The following is a 15,746-nucleotide window of genomic DNA, read 5'->3' as shown; positions in this document are numbered from 1 at the left end:
AGGCTGAAGCGTACCAGCGCCCCCTGCGGCCGCATCGTGCCAAAAGATGCCAAAAGCCCCGGCTATTCAGCCGATCAAGCGCGGGCCTGCACTCTGACAATTGTCCAACAAGGCCGGGGTGACCTGGCCGCAATGCACGGGTCAGCCCCTTTACCGCTTTACCGCTTCGCTTCTTTACCTCCCGTCGTATGCCACCCCTCGTCCTGCCGCGCCAAACGTCCTGCCTGCACTCCACCGGCCTGCTTGCCGCCCGTGCTGTTGAGCCGCGCAACGCTGCGCTGGACCGGTAACGCATGAGCACCCTTGCTGCAACAACTGGCGCGCAGGCAGCGCCTGGCGCTCTGCCTTTCCTGCAGCAACTGCGCGCCAACCCGCGCCTGCCGCTGATGATTGGCGCGGCTTTCGCCGTGGCGGTGATTGCCGCGATGTGGATGTGGAGCCGCCAGCCCGACTATGGCGTGCTGTACAGCAACCTGTCGGACCGCGACGGCGGCGCCATCATTGCCTCGCTGCAGAAGATGAACGTTCCGTACAAGTTTGCCGAAGGCGGCGGCGCCCTGCTGGTGGAAAAAGGCAAGGTGGCTGAAGCGCGTTTGCGCCTGGCCGCCGAAGGCCTGCCCAAGGGCGGCACGGTCGGCTTCGAGCTGATGGACAACCAGAAATTCGGCACCAGCCAGTTTGCCGAGCAGATCAACTACCAGCGGGCGCTCGAAGGCGAACTGGCGCGCTCAATCAACTCCATTTCGGCAGTCGAGTCGGCACGGGTTCACCTGGCGCTGCCCAAGCCGTCGCTGTTCGTGCGCGACCAGAAAAAGCCCAGCGCGTCGGTGGTGTTGTCGCTTCACAGGGGGCGCAGCATCGACGAGGGCCAGGTCAGCGCCATCGTCCACCTGATTTCCAGCAGCGTGCCCGAGCTTTCAGACAAGAGCATCACGGTGGTAGACCAGGCGGGCAACCTGCTGTCGGCGGCCAATTCGGGCACGCGTGGCCTGGACGTGAGCCAGCTGAAATACGCGCAGGAAATCGAGCAGGGTTACATCCGGCGCATCGAAGCCATTTTGCAGCCGCTCATGGGCACTGCCAACGTGCATGCGCAGGTGGCGGCAGAGATCGATTTTTCGGTGGTCGAGAACACCGACGAGAAATACCGCCCCAACCAGACACCTGGCAGCGCGGCGATTCGAAGCCAGCAGTCGAGCGATTCCATCCAGACCGGCAGCAACCCGCCCGGCGGCGTTCCGGGTGCGCTGAGCAACCAGCCGCCGGTCAATCCGGTGGCGCCCATCGCCCAGCCGGCTGCTGCTGCTGCTGGTCAGGCAACTGCAACGGCAGCAGCCCCGCCGGGTACCACGCGCAAGGACGGCACCACCAACTACGAGCTGGACCGCTCGATCCGGCATGTCCAGCAAGGCGCCGGTGGCATCAAGCGGCTGTCGGTGGCGGTGGTGGTGAATTACCGGGGCAGCGTCGATGCGCAGGGCAAGCGCATGGCCAAGGCCTTGACGGCCACCGAACTGGAACAGGTCAACAACCTGGTCAAGGAAGCCATGGGCTTCAGCGCTGACCGGGGCGACTCGGTGAACGTGGTCAACAGCGCGTTTGTCTCCGACGTTGCCGAAGCGGTTGAACTGCCGCTATGGAAGCAGCCCGAGAACATCGAGATGGCCAAGACCGGCGGCCAATATCTGCTGATTGGCATGCTGGCGCTGTTTGCCTGGTTTGCCGTGTTTCGGCCCTTGCTGCGCAAGCACCTGGCCCCGCCAGTCCTGCTGGAGGCAGAAGAAGAGGCACAAGCGCTGCCGGCTCCGGGCAGCCTGGAACAGGCGCCGTCGCAGGCACAGACCGCAGCAAGCCGCCAGGCCGAGGCCAAGGAGCGGCGCGAGCTGCGCAATGCCGAAAACATTCAGTACGCGCACGCTACCTCGGTGAAAAACCCGCAGGTCGTGGCCATGCTGATCAAGCAATGGATGGCGGAAAAAGATGAATAAGCACTTGAGGAAAAGCGCCATCTTGCTGATGTCGCTGGGCGAAGAAGGCGCCGGCAGCGTGCTGCAGCACATGTCGCAGTCTGAAATCCAGCTTCTGGGTGAAGCCATGGCCAAGCTGACGCAGGTCAAGCGCGAGGAAGCCAATGCCATCCTGGAAGAGTTCAGGGTCGAGACCGAGCAGTACTCGGCGATTCACATCAACTCCGGCAGCTACCTGAAAACGGTGCTGAACAAGGCGCTGGGCAACAACCGCGCGGCGACCCTGCTCGAAAGCATCTTCGAGCCAAGCGAGACGGCCACCGGTATCGACCGCCTGAACCACCTGGAGTCGGGCGAGGTGGTCGAGCTGATCCATGACGAACATCCGCAGATCATTGCCACGCTGCTGGTGCACATGGACCGCGACAAGGCCGCCGCTGTGCTGGAAAAACTGCCGGAGCGGGTGCGCGACGATGCGGTCATGCGCATTGCCACCTTCGGCGGCGTTCAGCCGGCGGCGCTCAAGGAACTGACTGATGTGCTCAACACCATGCTGTCGGGCGAAGGCACCAAGCGCAGCCGACTGGGCGGCGTGCGGGCCGCGGCGGAAATCGTCAACCTGATCAACAGCACGCAGGAAGAAAGCGTGATCAAGCACCTTCGCTCGCACGACGAACAGCTGGCGCAGAAGATCATTGACGAGATGTTCCTGTTCGAAAAGCTGCTGCTGATCGAGGATCGCGGCATCCAGCTCCTGCTCAAGGAAATCGAGTCGGAGTCGCTGATCATTGCGCTCAAGGGATCACCTCAGGAAATGCGCGACAAGTTCCTCAAGAACATGTCCACCCGGGCAGCGGACATGCTGCGCGAAGACATCGAAATGCGCGGCCCGGTGCGGGTCTCGCAGGTCGAGGCCGAGCAAAAGAGCATTTTGCAGATCGTGCGCCGCCTGGCCGATTCGGGCGAGCTGGTGCTGGGCGGCCAAGGCAACGACGCGTATGTCTAGCAACACCCGACTTCACGGATTCGATGCCGGCAAGTTCTTGCCGCAAGCGTCAATGGCACCGCAGGCGCTGGACGGCAAGCCATCGCAAACCGCCTGGGAGCGCTGGGAAATGGCGTCGTTCACACAAAAAAACGTTTTGCCCGCCAGCGTCCTGAACACGCCGGCACCGGAACCGGCTTCGCTGGTGCCGACGCTGCAGATCGACGAGGCCGAACTGGCCGCGTTGCGGCTTCAGGCCCGCCAGACCGGCGAAGCCGAAGGCCGCAAGCAAGGCCATGCGCAAGGGCTGGCCGAAGGCCATGCCGCCGGACTGGCAGCCGTCCAGGCGCAGGCCGCGCAACTTCAGGCCCTGGCGCAGACCCTGCCCGCCGCCCTGCAGCTGGCCCAGAGCAGCGTGGCCGATGACCTGCTGGCGCTGGCGCTCGACATTGCGCGGCAGGTGCTGGGCCAGGCGCTGGCCGCCGAGCCGCAGGCCATTTTGGCCGTGGTGCATGAGCTGCTGCAGGCCGAGCCCAGCCTGTCGGGTACGCCGCAACTGCTGCTGCATCCCGACGATGCGGCACTGGTGAAGGAATTGCTGACCGACGACCTGAAGGCCGCCGGCTGGCGCGTGCGCACCGATGCACAAATCGCACGCGGCGGCTGCCGCGTCATGGCCCACAGCGGCGAGCGCGACGCAACCGTGCAGGCGCGCTGGGAGCGGGTCAGCGCAGCGCTGGTGCGCCACCCTCCCCCCGAACACCTGGCGGTGCCCGAAAGTGCCGAGCCAGCATGACGGTACAACCCGTGACTGCCGACGCCAATCCACACCTGTCCGCATGGCAGTCGGCGCTGGGCGAGGCGCGGGTGGCGGTCGGCCTGACGGTGCCGGTACGCACCTACGGGCGGCTGACGCGCGCGGTGGGCCTGGTGCTTGAAGCGGTAGGCTTGCGCCTGCCGGTGGGCAGCGACTGCCTGATCGAGCTGCCGCCCGGCTACCCGGAAAAAACTGCCGAAGCCGAGGTGGTCGGCTTTGCCGGCGACCGTATCTTGCTGATGCCGCTGAGCGTGGTCGACGGCCTGCTGCCGGGTGCGCGCGTTTATGCGCCGGAGTCGCCGGTCGGCGGCGGCAACGCCGGTCCGCGCACCAAGCGACTGCCGGTAGGCGACGGCATGCTGGGCCGTGTGGTCGATGCCTCCGGCCGGCCGCTCGATGGCCTGGGCCCGCTTGATGTGGACCAGGAAGTGCCGCTGTCGCGCGCGCCGGTCAATCCGCTGACCCGCGCGCCGATCAAGGACGTGCTGGACGTCGGCGTTCGCGCCATCAACGCCATGCTGACCGTCGGGCGCGGCCAGCGCATGGGCCTGTTTGCCGGCTCGGGAGTGGGCAAGAGCGTGCTGCTGGGCATGATGGCCCGCTACACCAGCGCCGACGTGATCGTCGTCGGGCTGATCGGCGAGCGTGGCCGCGAGGTGAAGGATTTCATCGACAACACGCTGGGCAAGGAAGGCATGGCCAGGGCCGTGCTGGTGGCAGCGCCGGCCGACACCTCTCCCCTGCTGCGGCTGCAGGGTGCGGCCTATGCCACCTGCCTGGCCGAGTATTTCCGCGACCGGGGCAAAAGTGTGCTGCTGATCATGGATTCGCTCACCCGCTATGCCATGGCCCAGCGCGAGATTGCGCTGGCAGTCGGAGAGCCTCCAGCCACCAAAGGCTACCCGCCGTCGGTGTTTGCCAAGCTGCCGGCGCTGGTCGAGCGTGCCGGCAACGGCGAGATCAATGCCGAAGGCCATGGCGGCTCGATCACCGCGTTCTACACCGTGCTGACCGAAGGGGACGACCAGCAGGACCCGATTGCCGACTCGGCCCGCGCCATCCTGGACGGCCACGTGGTGCTGTCGCGCAGCCTGGCCGAATCGGGCCACTACCCCGCCATCGACATCGAGGCGTCGATCAGCCGGGCCATGACGGCGCTTATCGAACCGTCGCAGTTCGAGTCGGTACGCAGCGTCAAGCAGATGCTGTCGCGCTACCAGCGCAACCGCGATCTGATCAGCGTGGGTGCCTACGCGCCCGGCCACGACGCGCAACTGGACAAAGCGATTGCGCTGTACCCAAAGATCGAAGCCTTTTTGCAGCAGACGATGGACGAGCGCGCCGATTACGCCACTTCCGTCAGCCAGCTGCATGCAATTTTCAATGCCCGCTAGCCCTCTTCAACCTCCGCCCAAAGCACACCATGTCTGAAAAACTACCGCTTGCCACGCTCATCGAACTGGCCCAGACCAGGACTGACGAGGCCACGCGCCGGCTGGGCCAGCTGCAAAACGCCCAGACCAGCGCCAGTGCCAAGCTGGAGATGCTGGTGCAGTACCGGCAGGAATACCTGGAGCAGTTCAACGGGCAGATGCAGGGCGGCTTGGCAGCGTCGCAGGTGCGCAATTTCCAGAACTTCATATGCACGCTCGACGGTGCCATCGAGCAGCAGCGCGCGCTGACGCTGCAGGCCGACACTCGCCTGGGACAGGGACGCACCGACTGGCAAAGCAGCAAGCGCCGCCTGAGCTCGTTTGGCACGCTGGCGGACCGGGTTCGCCAGTTCGAACTCGGCGTGGCCAACAAGAAGGAACAACGCGAAAGCGACGAACGCTCCGCCAGGCAGTTTTTCCTGCGTTCCACAGCATTGACCGACTAATTCATTCTGTTCACGGAGCCCGTCATGACTTTCATACTGTCACCGCAAGCCGCCGTGCCGGCGCCGCCAGCCAGCCCTGGCAGCCCGGGCTGCCGGGCGCTAGCACGATCCGGCGATCAGGACTCCGGCCAACCGGGCAGCTTTGGCGAAGCCATGGCCCGCTCGCGCGAAGCCCGTCAAGAAAAGGCGGTTGAACCGCCTGTCAGGCCCGGTCCGCCCAAGACCGTGCGGCGTCTGGCCGACGAAGAAAAAGCGCCTGCGCAGGACAGCGTCAACCTGATGTCAGGGCTGATGGCGGTTCCCCTGGAGAGCAGACTCGCCGCTACCTCGATGAAGGGCGGCGCCGCAGCCGCTGGCCCGATTGAAAACCCTGGAATACCTGAAGATGCTGGTTTAAGGCACGAAGCGGGTCAGGAAATAGCTGAGGAAACCGCTATCAGGTCTGTACCGCCCAAGTTTCTGCAACCTCTTGTCGATGCTGAAAAAGCGTCTGCGCAAGACAGCGTCAACCCAATGGCGGTGCAGTTGGCGGTTCTGCAGGAAAGCAGGCTTGCCGCCACCGCGCTGACGGGCGGTGCTGAAGCCTCTGGCCAGATAGAAAACCCTGGAATATCTGTCGATGACGGCCTGAGCAAGCTGCTGGCAGCAGCGTCAGCGGCGTCAGGCGGCCTTGCCGCCATCATCCCAAAAGGCGCTGACCTGGCGCCGGCCCAAACCCGGGCGACGGCAGCCCCTGTCGGCATGCCCACGTCTGCAGATCCACACGCGGTGACGGCGCAGGCCGATGCCGCCAGCGCAGGCCTGTCGGACCCGTCGTCCGGACAAGGCGGTAATGGCCTGAACCGCGCGGCCCCGGCGCTGGATGGACATACCGAACTGACGCCAGAAGTAGCAGACATCACGTCCTTTGCAGGCACGGGCCCACTGACGCCGCCTTCAGGTGCTGCGCTGCAGCAGCCCGGCAGCCTGGCCACGCCGAACGCGCCAGCGCCCGTGGCGTCGGCACTGCTGACACCCGACGTGGGCAGCATCGAATGGGGCAAGGCGCTGGGTCACCAGATCATCCACCTGAGCGCGGCCGACCGGCAGGTGGCAGAACTCCAGCTCAATCCACCCGGGCTGGGACCCCTCAAGGTCACGCTGAGCATGAACGACCAGCAGATGCAGGCGGCCTTTGTCTCGGCGCATTCGTCGGTTCGGGTGGCCGTGGAAGCGGCCTTGCCGCAGCTTCGGGCGCTGCTGGCCGAGAGCGGCATCAGCCTGGGCCAGACCTCGGTCGGCGCCGAAAGCCAGCCGCAGACAGCATTTTCCAACAACCAGGGCGATTCCGGCGGTTCCTCGCGCGCAAGCTACCGTGGCCGCGAAGCCGACAAGGCCGCGCTGCTTTTCTCGGCCCCGCCGGCTGCGTTGCAGCGCCGCACCGGCCAGGGACTGCGTATTGACACCTACGCCTGAGCCGGCCTGAAGGGATGAATTCCCGGCGCGATGCAAACGCCTGAGTTGAAGCGCTTTACCCCTTTTTATCAAGCCATGAGGGCAAGCCCTTCTGGCCAACAATAGCCTTTCCACCCAAGGCACACCCCTCATGGCTACCAGCAAAGAAGAAACCGCACCTCCCGTCAAAAGCAAACGGAAAATCCTCATCATTGGTTCGCTGGCGTTGGCACTGGCAGGCGTGGGAGGCGGCGGCTACTTTTTCATGAAGGGCAAATCCGCGCCAGCCCATGAGGAAGTCAATGCCGAAGCGCCGATCTTTTTTCCGCTGGAGCCCTTCACCGTGAATCTGCAGCCCGGCGGCAGAAACCGTTTTCTGCATGTCGCCGTGACACTGAAAATGGCCGATGCGGCATCGCAGGCGCAAATGACCCAGTACCTGCCTGAAGTGCGCAGCCGGGTGCTGAGCACGCTGTCCAACCGCGAAGCCGAGTCCCTGGCGACGCCCGAGGACAAAACCCGCCTGAGCGGTGAAATCATGCAGTCGCTGGGCCAGCCTTTCGGCCCGAACACGCCGCAGCAAAAAATCGCCAGCGTGATGTTCACCACCTTCATGCTGCAGTGAAGCCACCCGAATGAAATTTTTCCATGGCTTATGAACAGCAGCTGTCGCAGGACGAGGTCGATGCCTTGCTCCAGGGTGTTACGGGCGATAGCGATACGCCTGATGCATCCCCTGCGGCCGCTGGCGTGGCGTCCGGGCCGCCGGCCTACCGCTTCGGCACCGACGAGCGCGTTGTGCGCAGCCGGATGCACACGCTGGAAGTCATCAACGAGCGTTTTGCCAGGCATCTGCGCGGCGCACTGCTGACCTACATGCGCCGCAATGCCGATATTTCAGTCGGCGCGATACAGATCCAGAAGTACGGCGACTTCATCCGCAACCTGCCGGTTCCCGCCAACATCAACCTGATCCAGATGAAGCCGCTGCGTGGCACGGCGCTGTTCGTGTTCGACCCGAAGCTGGTGTTCCTGGTGGTGGACAACCTGTTCGGCAGCGACGGCCGCTACCACGTCCGGGTCGAGGGCCGGGACTTCACACCGACCGAGCAGCGCATCATCAAGCGCCTGCTCGACCTGAGCCTGGAGAGCTACGGCAACGCCTGGCAGCCGGTCTATCCGCTCGACTTCGATTATGTGCGTTCCGAAATGCATGCCCGGCTGGCCAATATCGTCACGCCCAACGAGCTGGTCGTCAACACCACTTTTCATATCGAGTTCGGCCCCGTGGGCGGCTCGCTCAATGTCTGCATTCCATATTCGATGATCGAGCCCATCAGAAGCCTGCTGTCGAATCCCCTGCAGGACGAGATCGAGGTCGACAAGCGCTGGGTCAAGCAGCTGGCGCAGCAGGTTCAAAGCGCCGATGTCGAACTCAAGGCCCAGTTCCTGACCGTGCAGTCGAGCATCGGCCAGCTGCTCAAGCTCAAAGTGGGCGATGTGCTGCCGGTCGATATTCCGGAAACGGTGCTGGCGCGGATCAATGGCGTGCCTGTCATGGAATGCAGCTATGGAATGTCCAACGGCCGCTATGCACTCAGGGTCCAGAAAATGATCAAACACCAACACCTAGATTCAAGCAAGGCAAACGAACATGAGTGATCTCGAGAAGTCCGACCCGGTGGACGACGCGATGGACGACTGGGGCAGTGCCATGGCCGAACAGGCATCTGCGTCCCAGCCGCCAGCGGCAGCACCTGCCTTGCCGGCCGCCGGCCGGGTGTTCCAGCCGCTGCAGGGCCAGGCCGGGCCGGACGCCGGCCAGGGCGACATGGACCGGGTGCTTGATGTGCCGGTGCAGTTGACGGCCGAACTGGGCCGCGCGCGCATCACCATCAAGAGCCTGCTCCAGCTCTCGCAGGGGTCGGTTGTCGAGCTTGACGGCCTGGCCGGCGAGCCGATGGACATCTTCATCAACGGCTACCTGATTGCCCAGGGCGAAGTGGTGGTGGTGAACGAGAAGTTCGGCATCCGCCTGACAGACATCATCACGCCATCCGAGCGCATCCAGAAACTGAGCCGATGAAAGCGCGGGTGCTGGTGCAGGCGGCGGCTGCATTGACGGCCCTGTCGTGGCACACGGCCCATGCAGTGCTGCCCACCGTGGCAAGCCCGGCCACCGAGCCGGTGCGCTCGTTCGCGGCGGCCGGGCTGCTGCAGGCCGGACTGGGCCTGGCCGTGGTGATCGGGTTGATCTTTCTGTTTGCCTGGATGGCCAGGCGCTTTGGCCTGCAGCCTTCGGGCAAGGGCAAGCTGCTCAAGGTGGTGTCCAGCACCATGGTCGGCCAGCGTGAACGCGTGGTGGTGGTGGAAATCGGCGACGCGTGGCTGGTGCTGGGCGTTGCCGGCGGCCAGGTCAGTGCGCTGCACACCATGCCGGCCGGCAAGCTGCCCGAAGCACCGGAGCCGTCCCTGGCCGCTTTTGCCGGCACGGGCGCGTTTTCGCAAAAACTGGTCGATTCGATGGCCAGACTGACGAAGTCCAGGGCAGGTTGAAGATGCTGGATTGCCTGCGCCTGCCGGTTCGTCCGGCCCTGCTGCGCATCATGCTCGCCGTGGCGACGGGCTTGCTGCTGCCTTGCCTGGCATCGGCCCAGGGCCTGCCGGGCATCACCAGCACGACCGGGCCGGGCGGGGTGCAGACCTGGTCGCTCAGTGTGCAGATGCTGGTGCTGATCACGTCGCTGTCGTTTTTGCCGGCGCTGCTGCTGTCGATGACCAGCTTCACGCGAATCCTGATTGTCCTGGGCCTGCTGCGTACCGCCATTGGAACGCAGTCGTCGCCGCCCAACCAGATTTTGGTCGGCCTGTCGCTGTTCCTGACGTTCTTTGTCATGTCGCCAGTGTTCGACAAGGTCTACACAGACGCCTACAAGCCGTTTTCGGAAAACACCCTGAGTGCCGAAAAGGCGCTGGAGCGTGGCGTCGAGCCGTTCAAGCAGTTCATGCTCAAGCAGACCCGCGAAGCCGACCTGGCGCTGTTCGCCAAACTGGCCAAGATTGACAGCATGGACGGGCCGGAGCAGGTTCCCCTGCGCATCCTGCTGCCGGCCTATGTGATCAGCGAGTTGAAGACGGCTTTCCAGATCGGCTTCACCATCTTCATTCCCTTCCTGATTGTCGACCTGGTGGTGGCGAGCGTGCTGATGTCCATGGGAATGATGATGGTTCCGCCTGCCACCATTTCGCTGCCTTTCAAGTTGATGCTGTTCGTGCTGGTGGACGGCTGGCAGTTGCTGATCGGCGCGCTGGCGCAAAGCTTTTACCTGTGATCCGTTGGTTTTTACATGTTCACGTTTTCAGCGCAGGAATGAATTGAAATGACCCCCGAGTTCGTCATGAGCATGGGCTATGAAGCCATGAAGCTGGCCCTGCTGCTGGCCGCGCCGATGCTGCTGGTGGCGCTGGTGACCGGCCTGCTCGTCAGCCTGTTCCAGGCCGCCACGCAGATCAATGAAGCGACGCTGTCCTTCATTCCCAAGCTGCTGGCGGTGTTTGCCACTGCCGTGATCGCCGGCCCCTGGATGCTCGGGCTGGTGCTGGACTACATCCGCACTTTGTTTTCCTCGATTCCGCAATTGGTGGGCTGATGCCGCCGGTCTTTTCCGTTACGGCGGACCAGCTGAACGTCTGGCTGGTGGCGTTTTTCTGGCCTTTCGTTCGCATGCTGTCGCTGGTCGGCACTGCGCCGCTGTTCAGCGAAAAGGCGGTTTCGCGCACGATCAAGGTCAGCGTGGCCGGCCTGATGGCCATCGCCATCGCGCCCACGCTGGGCCCGCTGCCGCAGGTGCCGCTGGTCTCGGCGGCGGGCCTGTGGATCGTGGTGCAGCAAGTCCTGATCGGCGCGGCCATGGGCTTTTCCATGAAGCTGGTGTTTGCCATGGTGCAGGCCGCCGGCGAATACACCGGCCTGCAGATGGGTCTGTCCTTTGCGTCCTTCTTTGACCCGACCAGTGGCGGCAACACAATGGTGCTGGCGCGGTTTTTGAACGTCATGGCCATGCTGGTATTCCTGGCGGTTGATGGCCACCTGGTGCTGATCGCCACGCTGGCCGAAAGCTTTCAAATACTGCCGATTGCCGATGCGCCGCTGGCGGCCAGCGGCTGGTTCCTGCTGGTGTCGGCGGGCGGCCAGGTATTTCTGGGCGGACTCATTCTGGCGCTGCCGCTGATTGCCACGCTGCTGACCCTGAACCTGGCCATGGGTATCCTGAACCGCGTGTCACCCCAGTTCAGCATTTTTGCCGTGGGCTTTCCCATCACGCTGCTGGCAGGCATTGCCATGCTGCAGTTGCTGATGCAATACCTTGCGCCCTTCCTGGAACCGCGGTTTGCCGCCAGCTTCACCTCTATGCTGGAAATTTTGCAGGGTTTAAGGCCCTAGCGCATATCTGGCGGTCACAAGCAGCTATTTTTTTAATAGCATAACCAGACCGACCCGTTTACAAATAGTTGAACAGCGAAATCTGCTGGATCTTGACAAAAGTCTGCTGGCTGGCCTGCAAGGCTGTCTGGCGCTGGTAGAACTCGGCGATGGCGCTGCTGTAGTCCAGGTCCTGCAGGTCCGACAGATAGCTTTTGTCATACAGCGTGCGGTTGTCTGCGTTGACCGCCAGCGAGTCCAGTTCCTGCAGGCGCGAGCCGACCGAGGAGCGCACCGTCAGCACGTTGTCGTGGGCGTTGGTGAGCTTGCGGTTCGCGGTGCTCAGGGCGTTGAGCACCAGCGCCTGGTTTTCCGGACCATCCACTGGCGTTTTGAGTGCCTTGATCGCATCGCCGATGGCAGCAAAGACGTCCGAACCGGCATTTTTTGCAGTGACCACATTTACCTGGTCGCCCGCAGCGGGCGTACCGCTGATGCTGATCTGCAGCCCGCCAAACGCGATGGCGCTGCCCGGTGTGAAAGGCGTGGCAGCGACCAGCGGGGTTGGCGGCACCGACACGGTGTCCACGCGATAGCTGCCGGTGGTTGGAAAGCTGATGATGAAATCCTTGCCGTAATTCACGTCCTTCGGGTTGACCACCGAGGTCGCGCTGAAAACGCCGCTGCCGGTGTTGCTGGTGGGCGCCGACGCCACATAGCCCGCGCCTGACTGCACCGACTGGAAAATACTGCGGCCGTCGTCCGTTCCGGCCATCTGCCGCGACGCATCGACCTGCACCTGGCGCTGGCCCTGGTCGCCGTTGTACTGGATACTGCCGTCGGCCTGGCGCACAAAGGGTGCGCTGCCGCTCCTGAAGCCGGCGAACAAAAACTGGCCGTTGCCGTCGTCGGTATTGGCCAGTCCCTGCAACTGGTCCAAGTTGCTTTGCAGCGTGGTGGCAATGGTGGCGCGGTCGGCGTCGGTCATGGTGCCGTTGCCGGCTTCGATCAGGCTGCTCTTGACGTTTTGTAGCAGGGTGGTGACGCTTTGCAGGGTATTTTCTTCCAGCGACAAGGTTTGCACCGCATGGTTGCGGCTGGCCGAATACTGCGCCGTGAGCGAGATAGACTGGGAAACGGCCAGCGCGCGGGTGGCGCCCAGCGGATCGTCCGAAGGAGCCAGTATCCTGGTTCCCGCGCCAAGCTGCTGCTGCACGCGCAGCAGGCTGCTCTGCTGCGAACCCATGCTGGTGCGGCTTTGCTCGTAAAAAGTCTGGGTGCTGATGCGCATGGGGGCTCCTGGGGTGCGTTTAGCGGATGCCCAGCACGGCATCGAACATGGTCGATGCGGTCTGGATCACCTTGGCATTGGCCTGGTACATCTGCTGGAACATCAGCAGATTGGCGGTTTCTTCATCCTGGTTGACGCCCGACACCGACTGCTGGGCAGTGCGGATCTGAAGCGTCAGGCTGGACTGGGCAGTGTTCGAGATCTGCACCTGCCGCGCCTTGTTGCCCACCGTGCTGACCAGTTGCGCATAGGCATCGTTGAAGCTGGCGGTGCCGCCGGCCATGGTTTTCTTGTTCTGCAGCGCGCCCAGCAGCAAGGCATTGCTGCCGTCGGACACGCCGCCGGTCGTGCTGGTGAACGGCGAACCGGCAGCGGCCACCTCGGCCGGATCGATCAACACCACAGCAAGATCGCGGGCACCCGCGCGCGTGGGCTGGAGCAGGAAAGAGTCGCCGGCAACGCCGCCGCTGAAGTTCAGTGTCAGGCCGTCATACGCACCCGTGGAATCAGCCGTCACCGGGGCGTTGTCCGACAGGCGCGTCACCGTGTAGGCCGAGGGTCCGGTGGCATCGACCCGGTAATCGCTGGTGGTCAGCTTGCCGATGTTGGCAAAGCTTGCCGTCAGGGCACCGACCGGCGCGGCCTGGCTGTTCGTTGCGTTGGATAGAACGGCAGGGCTGGCTTGCGAAAAGAAATTCTTGCCCGACGCGCCATTCAGGTCAAACCCTGCCCGTTGCTGGGTATTGAACGTCTCGGACAACGAAATAGCAATGCGGCCAAGGGAATTTTGCGCAGCTGTCAGCGTTTCGCTGCGAAACTGCAGCAAGCCTCCCAGCGCGCCGCCGGTGATCATGCCCTCCTGCAGCTGCACGGCCTTGCCGGCAGGGTTTATGGCCGCCAGGGTGGTGCGGTTCGGATCACTGGCGGAGTTGACAGCGGCCAGCATCGTGGCCTTGCCGCCCAGCACCAGCGTTTGCCCGTTGCCGATGAAAACGTTGAACTGGCCGCCGTCCTGCACCACCACCTTGGTTCCGACCAGTTTGCTCAGGTCGCTGACCAGCTGCTCACGCTGGTCCAGAAGGTCATTCGGGGCTTGCATTCCCGAGGCGTTGCCGAACATGGCCACCTGCTTGTTCAGGCTGGCGATCTGCCCGGCGTAGGTGTTGATCTGGTCGGCCATGCCCGACACCTGGCCGTTCACACTCGCGTTCAGGCCCGTCAGGTACTGGTCCATGGTGCGGAACTGGTTGGCCAGCGCCTGGCTGGAGCCGATCAGCTGCTGCCGCGCCGATGGGTCGGCCGGGGTGTTGGCCACCGCCTGCACATGGGTGAACAGCGTCTGCATCTGCGGCGCCAGACCGGCCGTCTGGTTGGCCAGCAGGTTGTCGATCTGGCTGATCTGCGCGCCATAGGTGGTCAGCGACTGGTTCGTTGACTGGGCCTGGTTGAGCTGCGACGTGAGGTACTGGTCGTAACTGCGGCTGACGTCAGTGACCTTGGCGCCGTTTCCGAAAAAACCCACACCGGGGATGTTCGAGCCGCCACTCGCGGAAATCTGTGCAGTCTGGCGGCTGTAGCCCGGAGTATTGACGTTGGCGGTGTTGTGACCTGTCGTCACCAATGCCGCCTGCGCGGCATTCAGGCCGCTAAGCCCGGTATAAAACATGCTGTTTGACATAAACCTGATTTCCTGAAGCAACGACCTGTACCCCAAAGGCTTTTGAGGGTCTTCATAGTGATTAACGACAAGCCGTCAGAAAAACTTGAGCGTGGGACGGGCGAATTTTGTAACTTTTGATTTCCGTACGAGCAAGCCAGGCGATGCAGTCGCGAAGCGCATCAAGACAAGGCCATCCAGTTGGCGCTGGCAGCCAAGCTTCGAACCAGCGAATCAATTGTTGCGGCGTCTGCGTCATAAAGATCAAGTGAGCCAGAAAGGTTGAATTTTTGAAAAACCTTTTTGGTTTCATCGTTCCAGGTGAGCAAGCCCATTGACCAGCCGGGAAAGGCACGCTCGGAAATCGCCTTGCTTTCCAGAATCTTAGGTTCGGAGTGGCGGGGATCTTCTTCGATTCGCTTGTACAGGGTGGTGACGACGCTTGCATCGCCCTCAAGATACTGCAGATAGAGTCCGTCAAGAAAGCCCATGGCCCCGGTGACACGCAATGCGCGGTTGTTTTTCCGGGACGAGGCAAGGATATCTTTAAGCTCAAGCGGAAGTGAAGAGCTGGCCCGACTGACATAAATAATGCGAAGCAACATGGCGTTTACCTTGATGACACTAAATGCGCTGCGTTCTTGTGCTGTTGGCTGCACCAGAGCGCACATGAATTACCAGCCGGCCCACCTTGCGGCAGACAAGGCTGCCTGCAGGCGTGAAAAGCCTGGATTTTTTCTGTGTCCTTGCGGCATGTAGGGTTCAAAACTCCTCCCACTGCCCGGCGGCACTCGCTGCAACCAGTTGAGGGGTGGGCGACGGAGTCTTGTTGCCCTTTGGCGCTGGCGCGGCAATGCCGCGCTTGGCCGCAGGCGGCTGCTTGTGCGGAACATCTCGCCTGGCTGTCGCAGGCCGCACCGGGGAATGACGGCTTGACGAAGCAAGTTGCGTGTCTTGGCTGCCCAGCCGGAACACGCTGACCACCTGGCTGAGCCCGCCGGCCTGCTCCTGCAGCGAAGCGGCCGCCGCTGCCGCTTCCTCCACCAGCGCAGCGTTTTGCTGCGTCACCTGGTCCATCTGCGTGATCGCCTGGTTGATCTGCTCAATCCCTTGCGTCTGCTCCTGGCTGGCCGCCGTGATCTCGGCCATGATGTCCGTCACCCGGCGCACGCTGTCAACAATTTCCTCCATCGTCTTGCCAGCGTCGGCCACCTGCCGGCTGCCCTCCTCGACCTTCTCGACCGAGTCGCCAATCAGGGTCTTGATCTCCTTGGCCGCTGCAGCGCTTCTTTG

17 protein-coding genes are annotated in these 15,746 nt (G+C 63.2%); 13 read left to right on the top strand and 4 right to left on the bottom strand.

Annotation, left to right across the window (positions count from 1 at the left end; all coding sequences use genetic code 11):
• Positions 1–293: 293 nt before the first annotated feature.
• The 13 genes from fliF (at position 294) to fliR (ending at position 11,526) form a co-directional block, all read left to right on the top strand.
• On the top strand, positions 294–1,988 hold the full coding sequence (gene fliF / locus GZ092_RS15215; protein ID WP_293637626.1) for a flagellar basal-body MS-ring/collar protein FliF: 1,695 nt from the start codon (positions 294–296) through the stop codon (positions 1,986–1,988).
• Positions 1,981–2,973 (top strand): flagellar motor switch protein FliG, encoded by a 993-nt coding sequence (fliG, locus tag GZ092_RS15210; RefSeq protein WP_293637624.1) that lies wholly within the window; start codon positions 1,981–1,983, stop codon positions 2,971–2,973. Before fliF ends, fliG begins: the two co-directional genes overlap by 8 nt.
• The gene (gene fliH, locus GZ092_RS15205; RefSeq protein WP_293637622.1) at positions 2,966–3,748 is read left to right on the top strand and encodes a flagellar assembly protein FliH; all 783 of its coding nucleotides are present in this window, start codon (positions 2,966–2,968) and stop codon (positions 3,746–3,748) included. The genes fliG and fliH overlap by 8 nt, the downstream gene beginning before the upstream one ends.
• Positions 3,745–5,163: a flagellar protein export ATPase FliI gene (fliI, locus tag GZ092_RS15200; RefSeq protein WP_293637620.1), complete on the top strand. Its 1,419-nt coding sequence runs from the start codon at positions 3,745–3,747 to the stop codon at positions 5,161–5,163. The genes fliH and fliI overlap by 4 nt, the downstream gene beginning before the upstream one ends.
• A gap of 29 nt (positions 5,164–5,192) precedes the next feature.
• Positions 5,193–5,648 carry a flagellar export protein FliJ gene (gene fliJ / locus GZ092_RS15195; RefSeq protein WP_293637618.1) on the top strand — a complete coding sequence of 152 codons (456 nt, stop codon included), beginning with the start codon at positions 5,193–5,195 and terminating at the stop codon, positions 5,646–5,648.
• Between the two features lie 24 nt (positions 5,649–5,672).
• Positions 5,673–7,103: a flagellar hook-length control protein FliK gene (locus GZ092_RS15190; protein ID WP_293637616.1), complete on the top strand. Its 1,431-nt coding sequence runs from the start codon at positions 5,673–5,675 to the stop codon at positions 7,101–7,103.
• Positions 7,104–7,233: 130 nt separating this feature from the next.
• Entirely contained in the window at positions 7,234–7,707 is a 474-nt protein-coding gene (gene fliL / locus GZ092_RS15185) for a flagellar basal body-associated protein FliL (protein ID WP_293637614.1), read from the top strand.
• 23 nt (positions 7,708–7,730) lie between these two features.
• Entirely contained in the window at positions 7,731–8,744 is a 1,014-nt protein-coding gene (gene fliM / locus GZ092_RS15180) for a flagellar motor switch protein FliM (protein WP_293637612.1), read from the top strand.
• The gene (gene fliN, locus GZ092_RS15175) at positions 8,737–9,168 is read left to right on the top strand and encodes a flagellar motor switch protein FliN (protein ID WP_293637610.1); all 432 of its coding nucleotides are present in this window, start codon (positions 8,737–8,739) and stop codon (positions 9,166–9,168) included. The genes fliM and fliN overlap by 8 nt, the downstream gene beginning before the upstream one ends.
• Positions 9,165–9,638: a flagellar biosynthetic protein FliO gene (fliO, locus tag GZ092_RS15170; protein WP_293637608.1), complete on the top strand. Its 474-nt coding sequence runs from the start codon at positions 9,165–9,167 to the stop codon at positions 9,636–9,638. The genes fliN and fliO overlap by 4 nt, the downstream gene beginning before the upstream one ends.
• 50 nt (positions 9,639–9,688) lie before the next feature.
• Positions 9,689–10,414 (top strand): flagellar type III secretion system pore protein FliP, encoded by a 726-nt coding sequence (fliP, locus tag GZ092_RS15165; protein ID WP_293637708.1) that lies wholly within the window; start codon positions 9,689–9,691, stop codon positions 10,412–10,414.
• A gap of 48 nt (positions 10,415–10,462) precedes the next feature.
• On the top strand, positions 10,463–10,732 hold the full coding sequence (fliQ, locus tag GZ092_RS15160) for a flagellar biosynthesis protein FliQ (RefSeq protein WP_293637607.1): 270 nt from the start codon (positions 10,463–10,465) through the stop codon (positions 10,730–10,732).
• The gene (fliR, locus tag GZ092_RS15155; protein ID WP_293637606.1) at positions 10,732–11,526 is read left to right on the top strand and encodes a flagellar biosynthetic protein FliR; all 795 of its coding nucleotides are present in this window, start codon (positions 10,732–10,734) and stop codon (positions 11,524–11,526) included. Before fliQ ends, fliR begins: the two co-directional genes overlap by 1 nt.
• 58 nt (positions 11,527–11,584) lie before the next feature.
• Here fliR and flgL read toward each other — a convergent pair whose 3' ends face one another.
• The 4 genes from flgL to GZ092_RS15135 all read right to left on the bottom strand — a co-directional run.
• Entirely contained in the window at positions 11,585–12,796 is a 1,212-nt protein-coding gene (gene flgL, locus GZ092_RS15150) for a flagellar hook-associated protein FlgL (protein ID WP_293637605.1), read from the bottom strand.
• 19 nt (positions 12,797–12,815) lie between these two features.
• Complete coding sequence (gene flgK / locus GZ092_RS15145) at positions 12,816–14,474, bottom strand: flagellar hook-associated protein FlgK (RefSeq protein WP_293637604.1); 1,659 nt, start codon at positions 14,472–14,474, stop codon at positions 12,816–12,818.
• A gap of 161 nt (positions 14,475–14,635) precedes the next feature.
• Positions 14,636–15,124, bottom strand: a complete 489-nt coding sequence (locus tag GZ092_RS15140) for a BLUF domain-containing protein (protein WP_293637603.1) — start codon at positions 15,122–15,124, stop codon at positions 14,636–14,638.
• Positions 15,125–15,215: 91 nt separating this feature from the next.
• Positions 15,216–15,746, bottom strand: a 531-nt coding sequence (locus GZ092_RS15135; protein WP_293637602.1) for a methyl-accepting chemotaxis protein, incomplete at its 5' end; no start/stop codon positions are given.

The organism is Polaromonas sp. (assembly GCF_010365105.1).
Classification (GTDB): Bacteria; Pseudomonadota; Gammaproteobacteria; order Burkholderiales; family Burkholderiaceae_C; genus Polaromonas.
This window is presented reverse-complemented; position numbering and strand designations above follow the sequence as displayed.